The organism is Paenibacillus sp. NPDC058367 (assembly GCF_042723305.1).
GTDB lineage: Bacteria > Bacillota > Bacilli > Paenibacillales > Paenibacillaceae > Paenibacillus_AQ.
In genome coordinates this window covers 352,912-377,508 of record NZ_JBHXIZ010000002.1, presented here as the reverse complement: position 1 = coordinate 377,508, position 24,597 = coordinate 352,912, and the positions used below count along the sequence as shown (strand labels likewise).

Genomic DNA, 24,597 nt, shown 5'->3' with positions numbered 1-24,597 from the left:
TATATTCACCTCTTCGCTTAGCGCTCTACAGTTTCCATAAGAAACGCTTCGATAATGTCGCCCTCTTGGACGTCATTATAGCGTTCCAAAGTTATGCCGCATTCATAACCTTGCGCCACTTCTTTGGCATCATCTTTAAAGCGTTTCAAGGTATCAACTTTACCTGTAAATACAACGATTCCGCTACGGATCAAGCGCATTTCAGCATTACGGGTAATTTTACCATCAATTACCATACAACCTGCAATGGTACCCACTTTACTGATTTTGAAGACGCTACGTACTTCAGCGTGACCGATAACGTTCTCTTTATAGATAGGATCAAGCATACCCTTCATTGCACTTTCAATTTCCTCGATTACATTGTAGATGATGTTATGGAGACGAACATCTACTTTTTCTTGTTCAGCAGCTGCCTTTGTTTGAGCGTCCGGACGAACGTTAAAGCCAATAACAATAGCATTAGATGCTGCTGCAAGTGTAATATCGGATTCCGTAATGGCACCAGCACCACTGTGAATGATCTTCACGCGGACGCCTTCCACTTCGATCTTTGCCAGGGAACCTTTAAGTGCCTCGACTGAACCTTGTACGTCAGCTTTAATGATAACGTTAAGGTCTTTGATTTCGCCGTCTTTAATGTGCTGGAACAAATCATCCAATGTTACACGGGTGTTCGTATTCAGCTCAGATTGACGTTGGGATGTGGAACGTCTATCAGCAATCGCACGGGCTTTACGCTCGTCTTCGAAAGCCATAAACGGATCGCCAGCTTGTGGTACCTCAGTCAAACCAGTAATTTCTACTGGAGTGGAAGGTCCAGCTTCCTTGATCTTACGTCCTTTATCATTAACCATCGCACGTACACGGCCAAAGCAGTTACCTGCTACGAAAGCATCGCCGACTTTCAATGTACCGTTCTGTACCAGAACACGTGCAACTGGTCCACGATTCTTATCAAGCTCAGCTTCTATAACCGTACCGCGTGCCCGTTTGTCAGGGTTCGCTTTGTACTCATTTACTTCAGCAACGAGCAGAATCATTTCCAGCAGTTCTTCCAAGTTAATACGTTGTTTTGCAGAAAGGTTAACGAAGATGGTATCTCCGCCCCACTCTTCAGGAACGAGTTCATAGCTTGTAAGCTCTTGCTTCACTTTGTCAGGATCTGCACCCGGCTTGTCGATTTTATTAACAGCGACAATAATCGGAAGTCCAGCAGCCTTAGCGTGTGCAATAGCTTCAACGGTCTGAGGCATAACACCGTCATCAGCAGCAACTACGATAATAGTCATATCTGTTACCTGTGCACCACGAGCACGCATAGCAGTAAATGCTTCGTGACCAGGTGTATCTAGGAACGTGATTTTCTTCTGGTTGATTTCAACTTGATAAGCACCGATATGCTGTGTAATTCCGCCTGCTTCGCCTAGAGATACACTCGTCGAACGAATGGCATCCAGCAAAGTAGTTTTACCGTGGTCAACGTGACCCATGATCGTAACTACTGGAGGACGTGACTGAAGTTCTTCTTCAGCATCATTCTCTTCCACAGTTTCAAAGCTATCCTCATCAACAGGAATCTTCACTTCTACTTCTACGCCGAATTCAGCAGCGAGTAGCAGGATGGTGTCGATATCCAGCTCTTGGTTGATGGTTGCCATAACACCCATTGAGATCAGCTTCTTAATTACTTCAGAAGCATCTTTGTGAAGCAATTTTGCTGTTTCACCAACAGTCATGCTACCACGAACGATAATCTTCTTAGGTGTGTTATCGATCTTCTCACGGTGAACCATTGGCTGATTCTTGCCGCGGCCATTCTTACCACCACGACCGCGGTAGTTACCGCCTTTGCCATCATCAAACCGTCTATTGTTCGTATTTGGTCTACCACCAGTTGTGTTCTTCTTAGGACCTCTGTCGTCACCGCGTGTGAAGCCACCGCCAGTGCCAGATTGACCTTGTGGGCGGCTGTCAGTGCGTGGTGCACTGCTTTGTCCTTGCGGACGGCTGCCAGTATTGCTTCCTTGTGGACGGCTACCACCGGTATTACTACCTTGCGGACGGCTGCCACCAGTGCTGCTGCCTTGCGGACGGCTACCACCGGTACTGCTACCTTGTGGACGGCTGCCAGTATTACTTCCCTGCGGACGGCTGCCACCAGTGTTGCTACCTTGTGGACGATTGCCGCCTGTGCTACTTCCTTGCGGACGGCTTCCGCTAGTACTGTTAGTACGTGGAGCTCCGCTTTGTTGCGGACGTGCATTCTGCGTTGAACCTGTTGTTGTTCTGCGGGAATCTTGTCCGCTTTGGGGCCTTGGGGACGTCGTCGATTGGTTGTTGTTTTGGTTACTGTTCATACCTACCTGCTTTTCCTGTTGATTTTTGTTGGCATTCTGAGCACTTTGGGGTTCGGCAGTTACCGCACCGGTTGTCACCGGACGGCTGCTAGAGCTGGTATCCCGTTTGGCTGCAGCGTTCGACTTGATATCCTTGAAGAATTGCTCTACTTTGTTCACGGAACCGTTCTCCATGACACTCATATGATTATTCACAGGGACATTCAAACGCTTCAGAATTGTAATAATTTCTTTACTGCTCATGTTTAGTGACTTGGCGTATTCGTACACGCGCAATTTATCTTTGTTCTCTTCTTTAGTCAATAAATCCACCTCCGACAGTATCTCCGAGTTGCTTGGAGATCATTTCCGCGAATCCTTTATCCGTAATGGCCAGTACTACACGCTGGTCTTTACCAATACTTGCACCGAGGCTGTCTCGGTGAAATGCGATTACTAGTGGAATATCGTAGGTTCCGCATTTATCACGGAACTTTTTTTGGGTATTATCTGAAGCGTCACCTGCCAGAACGACCAGCTTCGCCTCTGAAGACCGTACAGCTTTGAGTACAGCCTCATCGCCGGTGACTATCTTGCCTGCTCTCATGGCAAGCCCTAAATAAGAAAGCGCCTTACTCATTATCCTCACTATCCTTTGCTGCTAGAAACTGCTCTTCCACGGAAGTAAACTCCCGGGCAAGCTGGTCATAGATTTCAGGACTCACTTGACATTTCAAAGCGCGGTCAAGTGCTTTATTCTTCTGTGCCAGCTTAAAGCATTCAAGCTTGCCGCATATGTAAGCACCACGGCCTGACTTCTTTCCTGTCAGATCAATCAGTACTTCACCCTCGGGCGTTCTAACCACTCGAATCAGCTCTTTTTTCGGCATCATCTCCTGGGTAGCAACGCATTTGCGCAGCGGCACCTTTCTTTGTTTCATACATACGCCTCCCGTCAAGCAGGTTAATTAATCAATGGAGACGGAATCCTGATGCATTTCATCAATAGAAGTTCTCGGTCTACCGTATTCCTGCTCCGCTTGACTTTCACTCTTGATATCAATTTTCCAGCCGGTAAGCTTAGCGGCAAGACGTGCATTTTGCCCTTTAATACCGATAGCCAGTGATAATTGATAATCAGGAACGATCACCCGTGCCATTTTCTCTGCTTCAAAGACTTGAACTTCAAGCACCTTAGAAGGGCTGAGTGCATTAGCGACATACTCCTGCACCAGATCAGAGTAACGGACGATATCGATCTTCTCGCCACGAAGCTCAGTAACGATGGTTTGAACGCGTGTTCCTCTTGGGCCTACGCAAGAACCAACTGGATCCACTTCCGGATTGCGGGAATACACAGCAATCTTCGAACGGAAGCCAGCTTCGCGAGCTACGGAACGAATTTCAACTACACCATCAAAGATTTCCGGAACTTCTAGTTCGAACAGACGCTTCAGCAATCCGGGATGACTGCGGGACAGCATAATTTGCGGTCCTTTGGTGGTGTTCTCAACTTTAGTGATATAAGCCTTGATACGCTCGCTTTGTTTAAACTTCTCACCTGGCATCAATTCGCTAAGCGGCAAGACCGCTTCGATTTTACCAAGATCAATGTAAATGTTCCGCATATCTTGACGTTGTACAAGTCCTGTTACAATATCATCTTCTTTGTCAATAAAGGCATTATAGATGAGTCCACGCTCTGCTTCGCGAATCCGTTGTGTTACAACCTGCTTTGCAGTCTGTGCAGCAATACGCCCGAAATCACGTGGTGTTACTTCAAGCTCAGCAATGTCTTCAAGCTGGAAATGCGGGTTAATTTCTCTGGCTGCCGGCAATGAGATTTCAGTCCTAGTATCCAGGACCTCTTCAACAATTAGCTTGCGGGCAAACACTTTAATGACACCTGTGTTGCGGTTCATGTCAACACGCACGTTCTGTGCTGCATTGAAATTACGTTTATAACTAGAGATCAGCGCCGCTTCGATCGCTTCGAACAGCACATCTTTACTGATGCCTCTCTCCCTTTCCAGCTCATTCATTGCTTCAATAAACTCCATACTCATGAATTTCCGGCCCCCCTTTCAAGACGTTAAAAAATAATGGCCAATCTCGCGCTTGCGACTTTGGCATACGGTACTACATGTTCTTTTTTGCCCGCGGAGATGAGCAGTTCCTCGTTCTCGAACGAGAGCAAACGACCTTCAAATTCTTTGAGTCCTTGAATCGGCTCATAAACAGTCACATACACGTCCTTACCTACCGCTTTAGCTACATCCGCAGCTTTTTTGAGAGGACGCTCTGCTCCCGGTGAGGAAACCTCAAGGAAGTATGCCTCAGGGATAGGATCATTCTCATCCAACTGCTGACTGAAATATTCGCTAATGCTTCCGCAGTCATCAATATCAATGCCGCCTTCTTTATCTACGAATATACGCAGAAACCAATTGGAGCCTTCCTTCACGTATTCAACGTCCACCAGTTCGAAACCATTGTCGTCGAGATAGGGCCCGAGCATCTGCTCTACCGTTTGTTTAATTTTAGATTTGGGTGTGCTCAAAAGAAAATTACCTCCACGAACTTGTCTTTTGCTATATACCAAAGATAAAGAGTGGGTTTCCCCACTCTTTACACAACGGACTTATCTCATTATTACCAAAGAAATTATACCATAGTGAGTCTGGACTGACAAGTGCTAGCCCTTGACTCCCCCTTTGGAGCTCTCTTTTCTAGCCATGAAATAAGTGTTGTTAAAGCCTTTAAAATAGGGAAAGTTGATTGCTCTCCGGTAGGCCGCGGAAGCAGCCCATATTGGTTAGCAGCTCAATAACTGTCTTACTCGCCTTGGATTTTTGCTGGAAATCCTCAATAGAAAGGAACTCCCCGGCATCTTTCGCAGCGGCAATGTTGATAGCAGCATTCTCACCAATTCCCGCTAATGCGGAAAACGGAGGAATCAAACTCTTGTCATCAACAATAAACTTATTCGCTTCCGAACGGTAAAGATCAATGTTTTTGAATGTAAACCCACGTGCCGTCATCTCCAAAGCCATCTCAAGGACAGGCAACATAGCCTTTTCCTTTGGCAAAGCTTGAAATCCTTTTTGCTCAATTTCTACGATCTGACGGTTGATCGCTTCATATCCCTTACAGCACAATTCAATATCAAAATCTGCTGCACGTACAGAGAAATAAGTCGCATAATATTCAATAGGATGATACAGCTTGAAGTAGGCGGTACGTACTGCAGAAATTACGTATGCAGCAGCATGCGCCTTCGGGAACATGTATTGAATCTTCAGACAAGAATCAATATACCATTGTGGAACCTTGCACTTTTTCATTTCCTCGATCCATTCGTCAGATAAACCTTTACCTTTACGAACACTCTCGGTAATTTTAAAGGCCAAGCTCGCATCCATTCCCGCTTTATAAATTAAGAAGAGCATGATGTCATCCCGACAACCGATAACGGTCTTAATGTTACAAGTGTTATTCTTTATAAGCTCTTGCGCGTTACCAAGCCAAACTCCAGTACCATGAGACAAACCTGATATTTGCAGTAAGTCAGCAAAGCTGGATGGTTTCGACTCAATAAGCATTTGACGTACGAACTTGGTGCCCATTTCGGGCACACCATAGGTCGCAACCGGTGATCTGATTTCGTCAGGTCTCACTCCAAGCGCATCTGTAGAGTTAAACATGCTCATTACTTTCGGATCATTCATCGGGATAGAAGTTGGATCAACACCTGTCAAATCCTGCAGCATCCGCATCATCGTCGGATCATCATGACCCAGAATATCAAGCTTCAGCAGATTCGCGTCAAAAGCGTGATAATCAAAGTGTGTGGTCTTCCATTCGGCATTGACATCATCCGCCGGGAATTGTACTGGCGTAATATCTTCTACCTCCATATAGTCTGGAACAACGACTATACCACCAGGATGCTGTCCCGTACTACGTTTAACGCCTGTACAACCGGCCGCCAGACGGCCAACTTCAGCTCCACGCCAACGTTTCTGGTGAAGTTCTTCGTATTTTTTTGCAAATCCGAAGGCTGTCTTCTCAGCCACGGTACCAATCGTTCCGGCACGGAATACATTTTTCTCACCAAACATTTCTTTGGTAAAGTTATGTGCATTCGGCTGATATTCCCCTGAGAAGTTCAAGTCGATATCGGGAACTTTATCCCCTTTAAATCCAAGGAAGGTCTCGAACGGAATATCCTGGCCTTCACCTTTGAGCTTCTGACCGCAATCCGGGCAGACTTTATCTGGTAAATCGAATCCGCTACGCACACTACCGTCCAGGAACCATTCACTATGGCGACACTCGGGGTTTAGGCAAATATAATGCGCAGGCAAAGGATTAACTTCTGAAATTCCAAGAAATGTAGCTACTACAGAAGAGCCTACAGAACCCCGCGAGCCTACGAGATATCCATCTCGATTTGATTTTTTAACGAGACGTTCAGAAATCAAATAGTTGGCAGAGAACCCGAATTTAATAATCGGTGCAAGCTCTTTCTCCAAACGGGCAATAACTACCTCAGGTAGTTCTTCGCCATAAATGGATTTGGCAGTGTTATAACAGGTCTCGCGAATTTCTTCGTCCGCCCCTTCAAGAATTGGTGTAAATAGCTTATCTGGAAATAGCTCCAGCTCTTCAAAACGTTCTGCCAGCTCAACTGTATTCGTAACCACGACTTCCATCGCTTTTTCAGCACCGAGAAATTCGAATTCAGACAGCATTTCATCCGTTGTGCGGAAGTGTGCATCCGGTTTGCGTTGGTCTTTAAGCGGACTAAAGCCTGTGATCCCATTAATCGTAATATCACGGTACAGCTTGTCCCGGGGTTCAAGATAATGCACATTCCCCGTTGCGATAACAGGTTTATTCAACTGTTCCCCTATTTCGCAAACCTTGCGGACTACATCGCGAAGCTCATCAGGGCCTGCTACAAAGCCCTTGTCCACCAAGTGCATGTACATGGTCAATGGCTGAATCTCCAGCACATCATAAAAATGAGCAACCTCCATGGCTTCCTCAGTCGTTTTGTTGAGTACTGCTTCAAAAAACTCTCCACGTTCACAACCGGAAATCACTAGCAGTCCATCTCTATGCTCTTCCAGCTTGGATTTTGGAATACAAGGTACACGTTTGAAATATTCCGTATGTGACATGGAAATGAGCTTATAGAGATTTTTTTTGCCTACTTGATTAAGTGCATAAATATTACAGTGGAACGGTCTTGTGTTCGAAAGATCATTACCCACATAATCGTTTAGTCGATCAAGGCGGGTCATGCCCTTCATCTTTTCAGCATCTGCGAGCAATCCTGTTAATATACCGCCGAGTGCTATGGTATCATCAATCGCACGGTGATGGCTTTCCAGAAGAACTTTATATTTATCGGCTAATGTGTTCAGCCTGTGATTCTTCATGCTTGGATATAGTAACCGAGCGAGCTCAAGCGTATCAAGAGATGGATTCGGAAGCACAGGTTCACCTATTTTACGTAACGAGGCCTGAATAAAACCCATATCAAATCTGGCGTTATGAGCAACAAGGATACTGTCACCCACAAATTCAACAAACTTACGCAGCACTGGTTCAAGATCAGGAGCATCCTTAACCATTTCATCCGTAATATTGGTCAATTGCTGAATATGATAAGGGATCTTCTCATGCGGATTAACAAAAGTAGAATAACGGTCTACTTCTTTACCCTCACACATTTTAATGGCCGCCAGCTCCGTAATATTATTTCGGGTAATCGATAACCCCGTGGTCTCTATATCAAACACTACATAGGTAGCTGTCTTCAAGTCCAAAGGCTGAGCATTCTCGACAATATTCACAGAGTCATTCACAACATTGGCTTCCACGCCATAAATCATTTTTATCTTATGCTTATGAGCTGCATGGTTCGCATCAGGAAAAGCCTGAACTCCGCCATGATCAGAAATAGCAATCGCAGGATGCCCCCACTGGGCAGCTGTTTTGACATAGGTAGTGATCGGAGTGACCGCATCCATCGTACTCATCGTAGTGTGAAGGTGGAATTCCACCCGTTTCTTAGGAGCCGTATCTTTACGCGCAGGCGGTGCCTTAACTTCCGTTAAATCCGAAGGGATCATCACTAGCTCAGGAATCTGCATAAAACGGTCATATTCAACTTTTCCGCGTGCTCTTACCCATTTACCGTTTGCTAGCTGACTCATAACCTTCAGATCATCTTTAGTCTTCGCGAACATCTTCATTTGTAGAGAATCCGTGAAATCGGTCAAACTGAAGGTGAACAAGGTACTGCCATTGCGAAGTTCCTTACGATCCAGACCAAAAATGGTACCCTGAATTGTAATTTTCTTCTCTTCATCTTGAATTTCAAGAATCGGCACGGCCTGTTCCTTAATTTCATACCCCACTTGAAGCTTTATTACTTCATTAGGATCACTATCATCAGCAGGAGCTTCTGTTTCTACAGCAGTCATCATCTGCTCAACGATCTCGCGTTGTTCTTGCTGAAGCTTTTGCTGAAATTCTTCGTATGCTTCAACATTATTATTTTCGTTCTCTGCCATTAGCACTTTAACTTTTAAGGAGAGACCGAAATACTTATCATAAAATTTAATAATTGCCCCATCGATGCCTTTTTTACGAGCCAGCTCCATAGAAGTGGAGTCACTCATCGTCAGCATTAAAGTGTCATCTTTAAGCTCTTGGGTAGAACGTGTCAGCCAGCCATTAACCGAAGGGATCTCGCGAGTCACCCACTCCAGAAACAATCCCCAATATTCTTGGACTAGCTCTGCTCTACTAACTTTTTGATCATATACGAATAAAAAGCTTACTTTGGCTATATGCTGTAGCTTCTCGCGCATTCTGAGGCAAAATGTCCGGTATACCTGCGCTGGAACCAGACTTTCTTTCGCAATCACAATTTGCCAGTCTCGGTTACCACGGCTGATCTCTACTCGTTCTATATATCCATCTAAAAAGTAGGGATCCATAATTGCAGGTGGAATTTCACCTTGCTTCATCAAGAGCTCGAATCTTTTTCTTCTCTCCTGGTTTTGTTCCATGCTTTCCTCCCACCTTTGATAACTCCGTAAAACACAATCAATGATATTCAGTGAAAGTACAATATGACAAGCATAAACGCCTTCGGCGTCCTTATGAGGACGGTAAGTGTTTATGCGAGAAATAAAAGGATAATTTATTACGTAAGCCTATAAATTCTTATATTTTAAAAAGCTTCTGGATTCAAAAAGCATTGGGTTTTTTCGGCCCGCTGACTCCTCTCTCCAGAAGCTAGATTAAAATACTACAAGACTGTTAATCGGTACCAAAAGATTAATATGCCTTTGCAAAAACCACAGTATGCTCAGCTGGTTTACCACAGCAAATGCAGACTTGTTTCTTCTCCGCCGGATCGAATGGAATGTTACGGCTACCCGCACCTGTCTCTTCCTTAACTTTGGACTCGCATTCTTCGGAACCACACCAGCCAGCTAGTGCAAAGCCGCGTTTTTCTTCCATTGAAGCTTTCATTTCTTCCAAGGAATCTACAGAATAGAAATGGTCCTCACGGAATTTCAGGGCACGTTCGAACATTTCATTATGAACCTGCTCGAGCATTGCTTGTACCTCTTCAACAAGGTTCTCCTGCTGAATTACCTTCTTCTCACCTGTGACACGGGATACGATAACGCAAACGCCATTCTCCATATCGCGTGGTCCAAGCTCCAAGCGCACAGGTATACCGCGCATTTCATATTCATTGAACTTCCAACCTGGCGTTACATCCGAACGATCATCCACACGTACACGAACACCTGCGTTCTTCAGCTCCTTGAACAGCTCGTCTGTCCGTCCAATCACGGCTTCACGAGTTTTTGGAGGTCCGATCGGAATCATAATCACTTGAGTTGGCGCTACCTTAGGCGGCAGAACAAGACCACGGTCATCGCCATGTACCATAATCAGCGAACCAATCAAGCGTGTAGTGGATCCCCATGAGGTCGTATGCACATATTCTAAATTATTGTCGCGGCTCAAATACTGGATCTCAAATGCTGTTGCAAACTTGGTACCCAAGTAATGTGAGGTAGCAGCCTGAACAGCACGTCCATCTTTCATCATCGCTTCAATAGAATACGTATCTACTGCACCAGCAAAACGCTCGGAAGGTGTCTTTTGTCCAGTGATCACCGGAATGGCAAGGAATGTCTCGGCAAAATCACGGTAGTTATCCAGCATCTTCATGGTTTCTTCACGAGCTTCGGCTTCATTCTCATGCGCAGTATGCCCTTCTTGCCAAAGAAACTCAGTAGTGCGGATAAATGGTAAAGTACGCTTCTCCCAACGAACCACGTTCGCCCATTGATTGATAAGTACAGGAAGGTCACGATAGGACTGAATCCATTTGGAATACATGTGCCCGAACATGGTCTCAGAAGTAGGACGGACAGCCAGACGTTCTTCAAGCACGTCTCCACCAGCCTCAGTTACCCATGGCAGTTCGGGATTAAAGCCTTCAATATGATCCTTTTCCTTTTGAAAGAAACTCTCTGGAATGAACACTGGAAAATAAGCATTACGATGCCCAGTTTCCTTGAGGCGACGGTTCATTTCCTCCTGAATATGCTCCCATATTTCATAGCCCTCTGGCTTAAATACGATACAGCCACGAACAGGAGAGTAGTCCATCAAGTCTCCTTTTTTTATAACATCAATATACCAGCGTGAGAAATCCTCGCTTTGCGGCGTGATTTCCGTAACGAATTGCTTATCTTTTGCCATGTAATGGAATGCCTCCCGAAGAAAATTAGCCGCTGATCAAACGTAAAATATCATTATACGTAACAGCAATCATTAATAAAAATAACAGTGCAAATCCGACAAAGTGAACCATACCTTCACGACTCGGATCTACAGGTTTACCGCGTAATGCCTCCACACCTAAGAACGCCAGACGGCTTCCATCTAGTGCTGGAATCGGCAATAGGTTGAAAATCCCCAGATACAAGCTTAGGATAGCAGCCCAATAGGTAAGATACTGAATGCCTTGTTGGGCAATTTGACCGGTTACTTCAAAGGTACGAACCGGACCTCCAATATCATCCATATTGAATTTATTGATCAATTGCTTAAAGCCCAGAAAGATAGCTTCCGTCGTATCGACCATAGCTTTACCTGAACCTGTCAACGTCTCTCCAACCCCTGCTTTGCGGGTAGGAAGCTCAGGTGTAATCCCGATTTTACCGCCTTCTTGTCCCTCCATGCTACGAGGAACGAGAGTCACATTAAGGGTCTCATCACCACGTTGCAGCATCCATTTCATTTCTTTCCCTTTGGACTCCGAGGTTAAGTCAATCATTTTTTGGTAATCGGCACCAATCTTCTCACCGTTGATGGAGACAATAATGTCACCCTTCTGCAATCCCGCCTCTTGTGCAGGCATTCCTTCAGAGACATCACCGATCTTAACATAAGTAGGATTCTCCACCGGAATTCCAACCATTTGCAAATGGATGGCAAACAGAACAAAGGCTAACAGGAAGTTCATCACAGGACCCGCAACAATAGCCAATGCACGCTGACCCACGGTTTTACTACCGAATTGGCGATCTTTAGGCGCAATTTGAGTCTGTTGCGTTCCTTTAATCATCATCGCTTGAGGATGAACATCATAAGTAGTAACTTCGCCATCCACATCCAAGCGGATTTGCAGATCATTTTCAAGATCAGTATGCAAAGCCTCACCACGGATTACATTTTTACGTGTATCCAGTGCGTCCAGATAAATATTTTTTACTTTATTATCCTGACCGAGTCTTACTGCAATGGTCTGTCCTGAGCCAATTTCAATAATTTCCGGATCTTCACCAGCCATCCGAGCATAACCGCCAAAAGGCAGTAAACGCAAAGTGAACTGTGTCTCATTCCGTTTATAAGAAAACAGTTTCGGACCGAAACCGATAGCAAATTCCCTCACGAGAATACCGGCGCGTTTGGCAAAATAATAGTGACCCCATTCATGTACAGTCACCAGGACAAAAAACATGAGCACCGTTAATAAAACGACTTGAACCATTTCCAAACGTATCATCCCCCTTTAGGTGTAAGACCGAAGTATGTCCTCTTAATTTATCATTATTCTCCGATCAGGCACAAGAGAATCAACTGTCCCAACCTATTTTTAGGGCAAAGTAAGTATTTCCAGCTTATCTAGAGATTTCACTACGTTCTACAGCGTTGCTGCCAGCTCACGAACACGCTTATCACAGGATTCAATTTGTTCCAAATTCGGATTGTCCTCGTTAATATGACGATGCAGCACTTCCCCGATGATCTCCTCAATTCGCAGGAATGGGATCTCATGACTCAAGAATCGAGCAACAGCAATTTCATTCGCAGCATTAAAAGCAGTAGTAGCTGTCCCTCCAGCTTTTCCACAATCCATGGCTAGCTTAAGCGCAGGGAATCGTTCATAGTCCATTTCTCGGAAAGTCAAACGTCCAACTTCAGCTAACGACAAACGCTGTGCCGGCGATTCCCAGCGTTCGGGATACGTGAGCGCATATTGAATCGGGACACGCATATCGGGATTACCAAGCTGAGCAATAATGCTGCTATCGCGGAACTCCACATATGAGTGAATGATACTCTCTGGATGCAAAAGTACATTTACTTGTTCATAAGGTAGACCAAATAGCCAATGCGCTTCAATCACCTCAAGCCCTTTATTCACCATTGTAGCAGAATCAATCGTGATTTTCGCGCCCATGCTCCAATTCGGATGACGAAGTGCATCTTCTACTGTTACATTCTTGAGTTGATCACGAGTGAAATCCCGGAAGGATCCACCAGAAGCCGTTAAAGTGATGCAAGCAATATCCGCGAGATTCTCACCATTTAAGCACTGAAAAATAGCAGAATGCTCGCTATCAATAGGTAACAACTTAACACCCTTACGATTAGCTAGATCAGTGACGAGGTGTCCTGCCGTTACCAAAGTCTCTTTATTAGCTAGTCCAATATGTTTGCCTGCTTCGATCGCAGCTAACGTGGATTGGAGGCCTACACTACCCATAACAGCCGTTACGACCATTTCGGCATCTCCACCAGCTGCCACCTCAACAAGACCTTCATTCCCGCTGTATAGCTGTATGCCAGAAGGCAGACTGGATCTAATCTCATCTGCCAACTCCTTTGTTGCAACAGAAACACGACGAGGATTAAACCGACGAACTTGTTCCAGCAATAACGCTGTATTCGTTCCAGCTGCCAAGCCATCTACTTGAAAAGAGTCTGGGTGCATAGCGATGACATCTAGAGTCTGAGTGCCGATCGAACCTGTGGAACCAAGAACACTTATTTTTTTCATAGTTATACCCTCTCCTTCCGTTAATAGTAAGGCATGAGCGTTAGGATATGTACGAATGGAAATACGATAATCCAGCTGTCACATCGATCAAGAATACCACCGTGACCTGGCAGAAGTGTGCCTGAATCTTTGATACCATACGCACGTTTATAGGCAGATTGCACAAGATCACCAAGCTGACCCAAGACCGCACAAGAAAGCCCTATAAGTAGCGCTCGTCCTATCGCTAGATGTTCAGGAGCAAATATTGCAAACACGATCGCGATTAGCATCGAGATCAGTACCCCACCTACTGCACCTTCCACCGTTTTGTTGGGACTGATGGCTGGCCAAAGTTTGTTCTTCCCCATGCTTCTTCCAACAAAGTAAGCCCCGGCATCACTACCCCAAATGCAGAAAAGGAGTAAAAAAGTCCAGAACAAACCATGTCCGTCATCCGATGCACGAGCCATGGCCATATAAGAAAAACCCATTCCAATGTATACTATACCAGTAAACAGCAAGGCTGTTACTCGAATATCTAATTTATTTTTAGTAAAAACTGTAACTAAAAGGAACAACAGCAGCAGAATCCAAATTCCTTGTTCCCACGATAAGGGTGCAGAGATCCCAAGCAAATTCCAAGGGATCATAAAACTTAGAATGGCTGCATAACCAAGAACGGTAGAACCGGAAAGCGCAGGTATCCCTATCATTTTCACAAATTCATAAAACCCGATAAAAGCCATGGCAGTAAGTAACAACTGGTATGGCCAGTTTCCCAACATGCATAAGCCTAAAAATAGTGCTCCGGCAACAATTCCGGTAATCAATCGCTGCTTCAAAGGTTTCCATCTCCTATCAAGCTACTTCAGTCCACCATAACGGCGTGTACGGCGTTGATATTCAGCAACTGCCTGATGCAAATGCTCCTTATCAAATTCAGGCCAATACACATCAGTAAACCACAGCTCACTATAAGCAAGCTGCCATAGCATGAAATTGCTAAGTCGCATTTCTCCGCTTGTACGTATAAGCAAATCCGGATCTGGTAACCCACCAGATAACATTCGGCTATCGATTAGATCAGTCGTAATATCTTCCGGTGACAAAGCCCCTGATTGGATGTCCTTACCAATGCTGCGCATGCAGTCCTCAATTTCTTTACGTCCCCCATAATTAAGAGCAAAATTCAATATAAGTCCAGTATTCCCCTGTGTTCGGGAAACCGCTTCTTCCATAGCCTTACGTGTATATGAAGGTAATGCATCAGTATCCCCCATCATACGTACTTGGACATTCTTCTCAATCAGTTCATCAAGCTCAATGGCTAGAAACTCCACTGGCAAGCGCATCAGATAATCGACTTCTTCCTTTGGTCGTTTCCAATTTTCTGTCGAGAACGCATACATCGTCAAAAACTCAACACCCAGTTCGTCTGCAGCGATTGTAGCACGTTTAACAGCCTTCATGCCATTCTGATGACCCACAACGCGCGGCAACCCGCGACGCTTAGCCCAACGCCCATTGCCGTCCATAATAACAGCCACGTGCCGGGGAATGTTATCCGGTGAAATCTCGACTGGCTGTTGCCTGTCTTTACGGCTCAGCCACGCTTGAACCCGTTTGATCATTTCCGTTTCCTCCAAGCTCTTATCAGAAAGAGACAAACCCCACCATTAACGGAGGGGCCTTAAGTCTCTAGAATATCTTTATACTTCCATAATCTCTTTTTCTTTGTATACAAGCACTTTGTCGACCTCGGCTATGAACTTATCCGTTGTCTTTTGAATGTCTTCCTGATGACCACGGGACTCATCTTCCGAGATACCGTTTTTCTCCATCTTCTTAATATCATCGTTGGCATCACGGCGAATGTTGCGGATCGCTACTTTCGCTTCTTCACCAAATTTCTTCGTCAATTTCACCAAATCCGTCCGACGTTCTTCAGTCAGCGGAGGGATAGAAAGACGAATGATTGTGCCGTCATTAGCAGGCGTCAAACCGATATCCGATTTCATAATCGCCCGTTCAATGTCAGACATCGATGTTTTGTCCCACGGCTGGATTAACAGTGTCCGGGAATCCGGAGTACTGATGTTCGCCAGCTGATTGATTGGAGTTGGGGAACCATAATATTCAACTTGAATGCGATCTAGCAGTGATGTTGTTGCACGTCCTGCACGCAATGTTGCCAAGTCACGTTTCAGCGATGAAATCGCTTTTTCCATACGCTCTTCGGCATTTTTTTTGACCGATTGTGGCATTAATCTACACTCCCTTTAACAATCGTCCCGATCTTCTCACCGAGAACGACACGTTTGATATTGCCTTGTTCAGTAATGGCAAATACAATGAGCGGTATATTATTATCCATGCATAGAGATGAAGCTGTGGAATCCATAACACCAAGGTTTTTGTTCAGAACATCCATGTAAGTGAGCTGTTCAAATTTCTCGGCTGTGCTGTCCTTAAACGGATCTGCTGAATATACACCATCAACCTTGTTCTTCGCCATCAGAATAACTTCTGCTTCGATTTCTGCTGCTCTAAGTGCTGCAGTAGTATCTGTAGAGAAGAAAGGGTTACCTGTGCCTGCTGCAAAAATAACAACACGGCCCTTCTCCAAGTGGCGAATCGCACGACGACGAATGTATGGTTCAGCAATTTGCTGCATCGAGATCGAAGTCTGCACTCTTGTTGGCACATCGATTTGTTCTAATGCATCCTGCAGAGCAAGTGAATTCATTACTGTTGCCAGCATGCCCATATAATCTGCAGTAGCGCGATCTATGCCACTTGCACTACCAGCGATCCCGCGCCAAATGTTACCTCCACCACAAACAATCGCAACCTGAACGCCAAGCTCTACAACTTCCTTGATCTGTTCAGCGATGGAAATAATCATGTCGGCATCAATACCATATCCGTTTTGTCCTGCCAAAGACTCTCCACTTACCTTAAGGACTACTCTCTTAAATACCGGCTGTTCCAAATGTATACCCTCACTTTCTGCAAAAGACGGAACACTACGTGTACGTGTTCCGCTCTTCTGATGCTTGCCTTTATTCAATTCTTCACATTTATGATGAAGCTGATATTAATTATTTACTTGTGCCATAACTTCTTCAACAAAGTTATCCACTTTCTTTTCCAAACCTTCGCCTAGTTCAAAACGAGCAAAACGACGGATCGAGATGTTTTCTCCGATTGTGCTGATTTTTTCGTTCAGCAATTGGGAGATCGTTTTGTCTGGGTCTTTAACGAAGGTTTGCTCAAGCAAGCAATATTCTTCGTAATATTTACCAATACGTCCTTCAACCATTTTTTCAATGATTTTCTCAGGCTTACCTTCGTTCAAAGCTTGAGCTTTCAGGATTTCTTTTTCTTTTTCTACATCTTCTTGCGGAACTTCTTCACGACGAACATAACGTGGGTTTGCTGCAGCGATTTGCATAGCGATATCGCGAGCAAAATCCTTGAAGGAATCTGTTTTACCTACAAAGTCAGTTTCGCAGTTGATTTCTACAAGTACACCAATACGGCCGCCAGCGTGGATGTAAGATTCTACAACGCCTTCAGTAGCAATACGTCCTGCTTTGTTTGCTGCTGCGGACAAACCTTTTTCACGAAGCAATTCAGCCGCTTTAGTGATATCGTTATTAGCTTCTTCAAGCGCTTTTTTACAATCAAGCATACCAGCGCCTGTTCTTTCACGAAGTTCTTTTACTGCTTTTGCATCAACTGCCATTGTTTATTCCCTCCAGGTAATTGTCGTTTTCTTACATTATTCAAGGCTTTTATCCTAAAAAAAGGGCAGTGAGAGGTTATCCACCTGCCAACCACCCTTTTCATTTAAGTTCTTGTATGTGTTAGTCGCTACTTAAGCAGTAGTTGTGTCTTCGCCTTGGTGAGCTTCAACAACAGCGTCTGCCATTTTACCAGTCAACAATTTCACGGCGCGGATAGCGTCGTCGTTACCTGGAATTACGTAGTCGATTTCGTCTGGATCACAGTTAGTATCAACGATAGCTACGATTGGAATACCCAATTTGCGAGCTTCTGCAACTGCAATACGCTCTTTACGCGGGTCAATGATGAACAACGCGCTTGGTAGACCTTTCATGTTCTTGATACCGCCCAAGAATTTTTCAAGACGATCTTTCTCTTTGCGAAGAAGGATAACTTCTTTCTTAGGTAGAACTTCGAAAGTGCCGTCTTCTTCCCAAGATTCCAATTTCTTCAAACGATCAATACGTTTTTGGATAGTTTGGAAGTTAGTAAGAGTTCCGCCCAACCAACGTTGGTTAATGAAGAACATACCGGAACGTTCTGCTTCTTCTTTTACGGAATCTTGTGCTTGTTTCTTTGTTCCTACGAATAGGATTGTGCCGTTGTCACCAGCGACGCTTTTTACAAAGTTGTAAGCTTCTTCTACCTTCTTGACTGTTTTTTGCAAGTCAATAATGTAAATTCCGTTTCTTTCAGTGAAGATATAACGATCCATCTTTGGGTTCCAACGACGAGTCTGGTGACCGAAGTGTACCCCAGCTTCTAGAAGCTGTTTCATGGAGATTACTGCCATCTTCACACACCTCCTAAGTTTGGTTTATTGTGTGTCTCCTCCGCCGTGCGTCATCTTTCAGCAAGACTTTCTTCAGAAGAAAGCACCCCTTGTCGAAATCAACCGGCGTGTGTTTTAACACCGTCAATTACTATACCATATTTTATTAGTGTATGCAACGATCATTGAAAACTTATTAATTTTTCTAGTATAGAATCTAGACTCTCGTCTTTATTAAAGGTATAAGAACCCGATTGAATCTTCGTATTGATCTGGCGTTGATTGGCCGCTTTAAGAAAACTAGCCTTGTCCTTAATGACATCAGCCTTCTCCAAAATATCTGCTGTTTTTGTCAGTGTGCTACCTGAAGGTATACGAACAACAACCCCTGCATTCGCAGTGGCATTAGGCTTATCAGGTGCAACAGCAGATGGTGCAGTAGTGACCTCTGGCTTCTCAATAGTGCCTTCTTTAGGCGTTGAGGGCTCTTTAGGAGGGACAACCTTATTAGGGTTTTCAGATACTGTAGGAGATACTACAGGAGCGGGAGAAGCCGCTACTGTAGGCTTAGAAGGTTCCACGTTCTCCGTACTTCCCTCTTTAACGCCGTCTGTCTTCTCACCTTGAACAGCGTCATCCAAAGCAGACTCATCAGAAGGAGGTTCAGTAGATTCGTCGATAACCTTCAAGTTCAATTTCTCAGCACCTTGTATTACCTGTTCCTTGGTGAGTGGAGCCGCTCCACCGGATATCATTAACTGAAGTAATAGTGCGCCTGCAATTAGCCCTGTGCCAAGACCGAACAAAAAAGAACGGTTCTTCATCATACCGATTCCTCCTGTTTGGCGAGTTGCAGAATCAGTTGCACTTCTCCCCGCTGAAGTCCAGCCGTCTTGGCAATGGAGTCTATCGATTTCCCCTGCTCATGTAGTTCAAATAATCGTGGATATCGCAATTTAATAGAACTAATAGGTTTCGCTTTCACTTCTGGTTGTATTGAACTCAATTCTGCTCCGGCAGACGGGTCTCCGATCAACGCAACCTTAGCATACGAACCCTTCTCAACCAAAACTTCCAACTCTCTTAACCGCTTTTCTTCGTTAGTTACTCGGCCCTCTAATAATAAAGAGCTTTGCTGTAATTCTGTCAATTGATGCTGTAAATCACTAATCTGCCCTTGCATTGCTACATGATTAGTTTGTGATTGCTGTTTAATACTGCTGACCAACTGTGCTAGCTCTTCATTCTCGCGCTCTATGTCAGCCATATATAGCTCAAGCGCAGCCTCCGTTTCTTTGAGGCTTTGCTGCTCTGCTTTTCCTTCCTTCATACGTGCTGGAAGTAAAAGGGCATAAAGAATAGCGGCGACACCTACTAGCACAATATACACCCATGGTTGCAAGTGCCTTATCTCCTTTTACATATCAAATATAATTACTTATTAAAGACTCAGATCAATGCGCTGTCCTTTGTAAGGATGTTCCGCATCACGAGTGCCTGACTTCGAACGTTTCTCCGAGGAAGGATTCCCTCCGGAATGATGATTGCCTTTATCTCCGCCATCGCGTAAAGCAGATTCAGAAGATTCATCCACTTCAGCGCTTCGCATGGTCATTTCCTGACTTTGTTTCACATTTTGTCCGGCCAGTTGATGCTGATCAATAGCGGGGCGCTGCTGAGATTCATTCTGAACCTTACCCGCTTCCGTAGTCCGAGGTAGTGCAATTTGCAGTTCCACTGGTTTTAGGCTCATCATAACCCTCTTCTCATAAGAAGAAACGATGTTGTCGTCTTTTGAAGACGATAACTGTTTCTCGTAAAAATATAAGGATAATGTATAACATGAAACTTATACTTTCTTATATTTCAAGAATGGCCGGCCGCTATTGCTGCCCGCCCGATTAATTGTATGGCGTTAAGGATATATCACCTTCACTATAAACAAACACAACTCGTTCTGTGGGGTCCTTTACAAATCGTGTATATCTACCGATCATAATTTTGGATCCGCCATAGATCGTTTTGATCACTTCAACTCTAGCTCTGCCTGTATCTTCTAGCATTCTTTCAATCTCTAGTACACGTTCTTTAATTCTTTTTTCCTCACGTTGATGAGACTGTTTGGTAGCATTCAATTTAACGCGAAGTGCCACTTTATCTGCAGGGAGTTGACCATTAGTTGCCAATTGATTTAATAGATACAACGCTTTAGACGTTTTGTCCTCATTTTCAAGTAATTGACGCAGTGATTGACGCAGCTCGTTAATCTCATTTCTGAGCTCAGGTACTACTCCTACCTCAATAGAAGTCGCTGTGGACATGGTATTGCCTATGGTACGTGCTACGACTCTTTCCCCAGACTGTACAGTTCCGCCAACTATCAATCCCTTAGCCCCATTACAAAGAACGTCTCTGCCCGCGCGTATATTGGAATGCATAATGCTCTGGGATACAATGACATCTTCACCAGCTGTTACATTACCATCTTGAATGAAAGAGACCTTAACATTTTTCCCAGCAGTTACATGTCCTTTGTTATAGCCGATAATTCCACCCGTAATTTCGATCGATCCTCCAGAGATTAATTCCGCTCCTTCAACTCCACCAACCACACGAATATCACCGGCGGATTTTACAGAAAATCCTGAAAGTACGTTTCCTCGAATAACAACGGTACCTACAAAATCAATGTTCCCAGTACTGTAGTCCACATCACCATTCACTTCATACACAGGAAATACATTGATTTTACCGCTATCAGTTAAAGTAACAAGACCGTCAATTGCGGCATACATCGAGGTTCCATTGTTATCAACGAGTACGTTCTTACCCACTTTAAAATGAGCTTCCCTTCCAGCTCTGAAAGCAAGCTCATCACCAGTTACAGTCTTACCATGCTTACCAGGCTGAGCAGGGATAATTCTAGCTATCAGCTTTCCTTTGAGGACGTTACGAAGCCGAACTAAATCCTTATAATCCACCTTACCATCCGCTTTTTCAAGCGGCTTGCGATCCTCTTCCAGATCAACAGTAAGCATAATACTTCCGTCGACTCCATTTACTGCAGGTTCACCTGTAGCAATAGCGACTTTACTCCAAAAAAACTCCTCCGGATGACTACAAATACGTCCAACAATATCACGCTGGACCCCGTAGCGAATATTGTGACTGTGCAGGAAGCTTTCCAATTCTGTAGGAGTGCAGGAAAAATTCTCATCCTTTTTGGAGAACTGCAAATACGCGATCCCTTTGTCATCCGAAAAAGTAATACTTAAGTACTGATCCAAAGCATTTTGACCGATCAATTTTGCTCCCCCTTGTCACCACTAACGGTTAATCGTTCTGCATAAGTAGATCGCGATTCTTCTCAAGCGTTCCCCTCAGCCGCAAAATAGCCTTGGAATGAAGCTGCGAAATCCGTGAAGGAGATAGTGACATGACCTCTGCGATTTCGCTCAATGATAAATCTTCATAATATAAAAGGGACACAACGGTCCGTTCTTTCACCGTTAATTTCTCAATACCTTTGGTGAGGGCTTCGCGTAAGTAGAACTCATTTACCTTGCTATCCGGATTCTTAGCTTTATCGTCCACCAGTATGGACATTCGGGTCTCTGATTCCTCTTCACGAATCGGGTCTTCCAGTGAACATAGTGACATTACAGCCACATCCTGCAACATATTTTGAAATTCAGTTACACTAATATTCAGGTATAGACTCATTTCCTCATCACTAACGGATCTCAAATACTTCTGTTCCAACTGCTGATAAGCGTCCTCGATTTTTTTAGCTTTTTCTCGCACAGACCTAGGGACCCAATCACTTTGACGTAAGGAATCTAAAATCGCACCACGTACGCGCCAGGAAGCATAGGTCTGAAACTGCAATCCCCGTTTGTAGTCGAATTTTTCAATCGCATCAATTAATCCCATTACTCCATTGCTGGCTAGATCATCTTTAGATACATTTTTGGGCAATCCCACAGCCAAACGGCTGGATACATAATCAACAATATGGAGATAACTCTCTATCAGCTTCTTTTTGGCTTCAGGGTCACTGTGTTCTTTCCACTGTTCCCATAGCTCGTCAGTTTCCAATTGAGAAGCTTTACGCTCGTTCAATAGCTTTCACCCTTCCCAAAGTTTAGTCAGAGAGCTTGTCGCGGCGAAACCTGCCTAGTCACAAGCATAAACGCCTTCGGCATCCTTATGAGGACGGTAGCGTTTATGCGAGAAATATAAGGATAATGTATAAAGTGAAACTTATACTTTCTTATATTTAAGATAACCGATTCCGCCACAGCGCTCGCTTATTCTTCTTTCAGGTGACGAACGGCCTTGGCCAATTCTTCAGGATCTTTCATAGAGACTAGTTTTGGGGGTGTAAGAGGCTTGAACCCCTCACTGTTCCCACTCCCTTGTCCTGGCTTCGGTTTGAGTAGATTAATTAACTCTTCATCCTCATTAGGGGTACTGATGTCTAGCTTTGCACCAAGTTCTTCTCCCTCAACATCCTGTTCATCCGGAGGCGATGATTGATACACGATAAAACCCAATACCCATCTTAGGAGGAAAGCAAGCAGAAACCAGATGATAAATCCTAATAGGCTTCGTAATAAACTAGTACCGAGAACATTATTACTGTAGGTTACAAAAAATGTGAATACAAAACCTATCAAACCAAACAGCAAGTTTATAAAAATGTTTCCTATCATTTTCATATTTATATTTCCTTAGCGCCTTTTTGCACACTGCGGATGAACAATACACCAGTGTTGCAGGCAATTTCTATCGTACGGCCATAATTACCGCCCGTGTCTTCCGCAATTAACGGAATTTTCAAATTCTCAAGAGCAAGTTTACAAGATTCAACATTACGAGGCCCGATCCTCATGGTGTCGCTCCCCCCGGCAAAGGCAAACATTTGTGATCCTCCTGCCATCTTGGCTACGATCCGACTCCGAACCGCACCAAGCTCCAGCAAACGGGATAAGAGCTCCGGCACTGCAGTATCTGCAAACTTAGCGATGTTTAATTGCCCTTCCCTAGCAATCTCAGAAGTAGGGAGCATCACATGCGCCATTCCCGCGAGTTTTTTTCCAGGGTCAAACAATGTCAATCCCACGCAGGAGCCAAGACCCGTTGTACGAATCAAACTATCCTGGCTTCCAATGTTAAGATCTGCCATCCCTACTTTAATGATGCTTTGTTCTTCAATCATTTTCAAACGGAACTCCTAGCGATTTGAAGATTTTCGGGAATGATTCCGGATCGGGAATAAGGAAAAATTGCCCTTCAATTTCGTTTTTCCCCTCAAAAAAGGTAGTATCGATCAACAATGCATCGTCACCCATTTGCCCAAATTGCAGCAAACCGTAGCTTAGGATGGCTCCAGCCATATCCATAGCAAGTGCAGGAACTGTTGGATACATAGAAAGTGAGGTAAAGTCTGCAAGAGAAGATAAGTACGATCCTGCTAATATATTTCCAATTTCACTCAGCGCGGAAAGTTCCATTTCTCCAAGTTCTTGGTCACTCAAAATCTCGATGCCTGCAATGCGACTGAGTAAGTTCAAAGCGGCTTCCGGGGAAAGAATGAAAAATAGGTTGCCCGGAGCTTCTCCCTCCACACGTAAGAAAACTGCATATACTAGTTCTTCAGCTCCACCAACTTTGTCCGTTATCTCTTCAAAGTTGAGAAGCTGTACCTTGGGAACAGCCATATCAATCGGCTTATTCAAGAGCTGTGATAATGCGGTGGCTGCATTCCCAGCTCCAATATTCCCGACTTCCTTAAGCACATCCATTTTAAAATCCTTATAGTGCTTAAATAATTCCACAGGTTAGCCCTCTAGGCTTTCTAATTGAACGATTTCGTTTTTGTTAAGCACTTCTGACAGATTAAGCATGATCAGCAAGCGCTCTTCACCTATCTTGGCCACCCCATCTAAATACTTCGCTTTGATGCCGCCAACAACATCTGGAGGTGTATCGATAGAATCCCTGTTCAAATCTATTACATCATTTGCTGAATCTACAATGAAACCTACTTCCATTTCATTAACAGATACGATAATTACACGAGACTGATCTGTTTGCTCCGCCTCTTCGATCCCAAAGCGACCTCGAAGGTCAATCACAGGGATAACAACACCACGTAAATTAATTACACCCTTGATAAAAGAATACGTTTTAGGTACACGAGTTATTGGCATCATGCGCTCAATGGTTTGTACCTTCTCAACTTCGATACCGTATTCCTCTGAGCCTAATTTGAACACTATCACTTTAATATCTTCAGCCATGGAACGAACCTCCCT

23 protein-coding genes and 1 pseudogene are annotated in these 24,597 nt (G+C 44.4%); all 24 read right to left on the bottom strand.

What is annotated here, in order from left to right; translation table 11 throughout:
- Window positions 1–17: 17 nt before the first annotated feature.
- The 24 genes and pseudogenes from infB to ACFWMP_RS12200 all read right to left on the bottom strand — a co-directional run bounded on the left by infB (window position 18) and on the right by ACFWMP_RS12200 (window position 24,582).
- Window positions 18–2,663 carry a translation initiation factor IF-2 gene (gene infB / locus ACFWMP_RS12315; protein ID WP_042189415.1) on the bottom strand — a complete coding sequence of 882 codons (2,646 nt, stop codon included), beginning with the start codon at window positions 2,661–2,663 and terminating at the stop codon, window positions 18–20.
- A pseudogene (locus ACFWMP_RS12310) lies at window positions 2,658–2,979 on the bottom strand (YlxQ family RNA-binding protein); the annotation flags it as partial. The gene infB and the pseudogene ACFWMP_RS12310, both read right to left, overlap by 6 nt.
- Entirely contained in the window at window positions 2,972–3,280 is a 309-nt protein-coding gene (gene rnpM / locus ACFWMP_RS12305; protein ID WP_042189416.1) for an RNase P modulator RnpM, read from the bottom strand. The gene rnpM and the pseudogene ACFWMP_RS12310, both read right to left, overlap by 8 nt.
- Before the next feature lie 27 nt (window positions 3,281–3,307).
- The gene (nusA, locus tag ACFWMP_RS12300) at window positions 3,308–4,405 is read right to left on the bottom strand and encodes a transcription termination factor NusA (protein WP_042189417.1); all 1,098 of its coding nucleotides are present in this window, start codon (window positions 4,403–4,405) and stop codon (window positions 3,308–3,310) included.
- A gap of 26 nt (window positions 4,406–4,431) precedes the next feature.
- Window positions 4,432–4,899, bottom strand: a complete 468-nt coding sequence (gene rimP / locus ACFWMP_RS12295) for a ribosome maturation factor RimP (RefSeq protein ID WP_042128863.1) — start codon at window positions 4,897–4,899, stop codon at window positions 4,432–4,434.
- A gap of 199 nt (window positions 4,900–5,098) precedes the next feature.
- Window positions 5,099–9,427, bottom strand: a complete 4,329-nt coding sequence (locus tag ACFWMP_RS12290; protein WP_339242107.1) for a PolC-type DNA polymerase III — start codon at window positions 9,425–9,427, stop codon at window positions 5,099–5,101.
- Between the two features lie 271 nt (window positions 9,428–9,698).
- Window positions 9,699–11,147, bottom strand: a complete 1,449-nt coding sequence (gene proS / locus ACFWMP_RS12285) for a proline--tRNA ligase (protein ID WP_042189419.1) — start codon at window positions 11,145–11,147, stop codon at window positions 9,699–9,701.
- Window positions 11,148–11,172: 25 nt separating this feature from the next.
- Entirely contained in the window at window positions 11,173–12,447 is a 1,275-nt protein-coding gene (rseP, locus tag ACFWMP_RS12280; RefSeq protein WP_042189420.1) for an RIP metalloprotease RseP, read from the bottom strand.
- Between the two features lie 147 nt (window positions 12,448–12,594).
- Window positions 12,595–13,734: a 1-deoxy-D-xylulose-5-phosphate reductoisomerase gene (locus tag ACFWMP_RS12275; RefSeq protein WP_042189421.1), complete on the bottom strand. Its 1,140-nt coding sequence runs from the start codon at window positions 13,732–13,734 to the stop codon at window positions 12,595–12,597.
- Between the two features lie 20 nt (window positions 13,735–13,754).
- Complete coding sequence (locus ACFWMP_RS12270) at window positions 13,755–14,558, bottom strand: phosphatidate cytidylyltransferase (RefSeq protein WP_379423812.1); 804 nt, start codon at window positions 14,556–14,558, stop codon at window positions 13,755–13,757.
- Between the two features lie 21 nt (window positions 14,559–14,579).
- Entirely contained in the window at window positions 14,580–15,347 is a 768-nt protein-coding gene (locus tag ACFWMP_RS12265; RefSeq protein ID WP_042189423.1) for an undecaprenyl pyrophosphate synthase, read from the bottom strand.
- Window positions 15,348–15,425: 78 nt separating this feature from the next.
- Window positions 15,426–15,980: a ribosome recycling factor gene (gene frr, locus ACFWMP_RS12260; RefSeq protein WP_379423811.1), complete on the bottom strand. Its 555-nt coding sequence runs from the start codon at window positions 15,978–15,980 to the stop codon at window positions 15,426–15,428.
- Window positions 15,980–16,708, bottom strand: a complete 729-nt coding sequence (pyrH, locus tag ACFWMP_RS12255) for a UMP kinase (RefSeq protein ID WP_036688491.1) — start codon at window positions 16,706–16,708, stop codon at window positions 15,980–15,982. The genes frr and pyrH overlap by 1 nt, the downstream gene beginning before the upstream one ends.
- A gap of 105 nt (window positions 16,709–16,813) precedes the next feature.
- Window positions 16,814–17,464 (bottom strand): translation elongation factor Ts, encoded by a 651-nt coding sequence (gene tsf / locus ACFWMP_RS12250; protein WP_042189425.1) that lies wholly within the window; start codon window positions 17,462–17,464, stop codon window positions 16,814–16,816.
- Window positions 17,465–17,596: 132 nt separating this feature from the next.
- Window positions 17,597–18,298 (bottom strand): 30S ribosomal protein S2, encoded by a 702-nt coding sequence (gene rpsB / locus ACFWMP_RS12245; RefSeq protein ID WP_036688493.1) that lies wholly within the window; start codon window positions 18,296–18,298, stop codon window positions 17,597–17,599.
- A gap of 161 nt (window positions 18,299–18,459) precedes the next feature.
- Window positions 18,460–19,104, bottom strand: a complete 645-nt coding sequence (locus tag ACFWMP_RS12240) for an endolytic transglycosylase MltG (protein ID WP_339242112.1) — start codon at window positions 19,102–19,104, stop codon at window positions 18,460–18,462.
- A complete protein-coding gene (locus tag ACFWMP_RS12235; protein ID WP_339242114.1) occupies window positions 19,101–19,679 on the bottom strand; it encodes a hypothetical protein in 579 nt (192 codons plus the stop codon). Before ACFWMP_RS12235 ends, ACFWMP_RS12240 begins: the two co-directional genes overlap by 4 nt.
- 39 nt (window positions 19,680–19,718) lie before the next feature.
- Window positions 19,719–20,030, bottom strand: coding sequence for a hypothetical protein (locus tag ACFWMP_RS12230; protein ID WP_042189428.1), 312 nt, complete (start codon window positions 20,028–20,030; stop codon window positions 19,719–19,721).
- A 148-nt stretch (window positions 20,031–20,178) separates the two neighbouring features.
- Entirely contained in the window at window positions 20,179–21,582 is a 1,404-nt protein-coding gene (locus ACFWMP_RS12225) for a flagellar assembly protein A (RefSeq protein WP_042189429.1), read from the bottom strand.
- Window positions 21,583–21,610: 28 nt separating this feature from the next.
- Window positions 21,611–22,399, bottom strand: coding sequence for a FliA/WhiG family RNA polymerase sigma factor (locus ACFWMP_RS12220; protein WP_042189430.1), 789 nt, complete (start codon window positions 22,397–22,399; stop codon window positions 21,611–21,613).
- A gap of 188 nt (window positions 22,400–22,587) precedes the next feature.
- Window positions 22,588–22,998, bottom strand: a complete 411-nt coding sequence (locus ACFWMP_RS12215) for a hypothetical protein (protein ID WP_052404338.1) — start codon at window positions 22,996–22,998, stop codon at window positions 22,588–22,590.
- A 2-nt stretch (window positions 22,999–23,000) separates the two neighbouring features.
- Window positions 23,001–23,498 carry a chemotaxis protein CheD gene (locus ACFWMP_RS12210; protein ID WP_042189431.1) on the bottom strand — a complete coding sequence of 166 codons (498 nt, stop codon included), beginning with the start codon at window positions 23,496–23,498 and terminating at the stop codon, window positions 23,001–23,003.
- Window positions 23,491–24,084 carry a chemotaxis protein CheC gene (locus ACFWMP_RS12205; protein WP_371915738.1) on the bottom strand — a complete coding sequence of 198 codons (594 nt, stop codon included), beginning with the start codon at window positions 24,082–24,084 and terminating at the stop codon, window positions 23,491–23,493. Before ACFWMP_RS12205 ends, ACFWMP_RS12210 begins: the two co-directional genes overlap by 8 nt.
- Window positions 24,085–24,120: 36 nt before the next feature.
- Window positions 24,121–24,582, bottom strand: a complete 462-nt coding sequence (locus ACFWMP_RS12200) for a chemotaxis protein CheW (RefSeq protein WP_042189433.1) — start codon at window positions 24,580–24,582, stop codon at window positions 24,121–24,123.
- Between the last annotated feature and the right edge of the window lie 15 nt (window positions 24,583–24,597).

What these genes read in the sequence shown, in the direction of transcription:
- ACFWMP_RS12230 (WP_042189428.1), bottom strand. Translation starts at nt 20,030, where the DNA reads ATGAGCCTAAAACCAGTGGAACTGCAAATTGCACTACCTCGGACTACG.
- ACFWMP_RS12275 (WP_042189421.1), bottom strand. Translation starts at nt 13,734, where the DNA reads ATGAAAAAAATAAGTGTTCTTGGTTCCACAGGTTCGATCGGCACTCAG.
- ACFWMP_RS12240 (WP_339242112.1), bottom strand. Translation starts at nt 19,104, where the DNA reads ATGATGAAGAACCGTTCTTTTTTGTTCGGTCTTGGCACAGGGCTAATT.
- ACFWMP_RS12210 (WP_042189431.1), bottom strand. Translation starts at nt 23,498, where the DNA reads ATGATTGAAGAACAAAGCATCATTAAAGTAGGGATGGCAGATCTTAAC.
- ACFWMP_RS12200 (WP_042189433.1), bottom strand. Translation starts at nt 24,582, where the DNA reads ATGGCTGAAGATATTAAAGTGATAGTGTTCAAATTAGGCTCAGAGGAA.
- ACFWMP_RS12265 (WP_042189423.1), bottom strand. Translation starts at nt 15,347, where the DNA reads ATGATCAAACGGGTTCAAGCGTGGCTGAGCCGTAAAGACAGGCAACAG.
- rpsB (WP_036688493.1), bottom strand. Translation starts at nt 18,298, where the DNA reads ATGGCAGTAATCTCCATGAAACAGCTTCTAGAAGCTGGGGTACACTTC.
- proS (WP_042189419.1), bottom strand. Translation starts at nt 11,147, where the DNA reads ATGGCAAAAGATAAGCAATTCGTTACGGAAATCACGCCGCAAAGCGAG.
- frr (WP_379423811.1), bottom strand. Translation starts at nt 15,980, where the DNA reads ATGCCACAATCGGTCAAAAAAAATGCCGAAGAGCGTATGGAAAAAGCG.
- ACFWMP_RS12290 (WP_339242107.1), bottom strand. Translation starts at nt 9,427, where the DNA reads ATGGAACAAAACCAGGAGAGAAGAAAAAGATTCGAGCTCTTGATGAAG.
- ACFWMP_RS12215 (WP_052404338.1), bottom strand. Translation starts at nt 22,998, where the DNA reads ATGAAAATGATAGGAAACATTTTTATAAACTTGCTGTTTGGTTTGATA.
- rnpM (WP_042189416.1), bottom strand. Translation starts at nt 3,280, where the DNA reads ATGAAACAAAGAAAGGTGCCGCTGCGCAAATGCGTTGCTACCCAGGAG.
- tsf (WP_042189425.1), bottom strand. Translation starts at nt 17,464, where the DNA reads ATGGCAGTTGATGCAAAAGCAGTAAAAGAACTTCGTGAAAGAACAGGC.
- ACFWMP_RS12205 (WP_371915738.1), bottom strand. Translation starts at nt 24,084, where the DNA reads ATGGATGTGCTTAAGGAAGTCGGGAATATTGGAGCTGGGAATGCAGCC.
- nusA (WP_042189417.1), bottom strand. Translation starts at nt 4,405, where the DNA reads ATGAGTATGGAGTTTATTGAAGCAATGAATGAGCTGGAAAGGGAGAGA.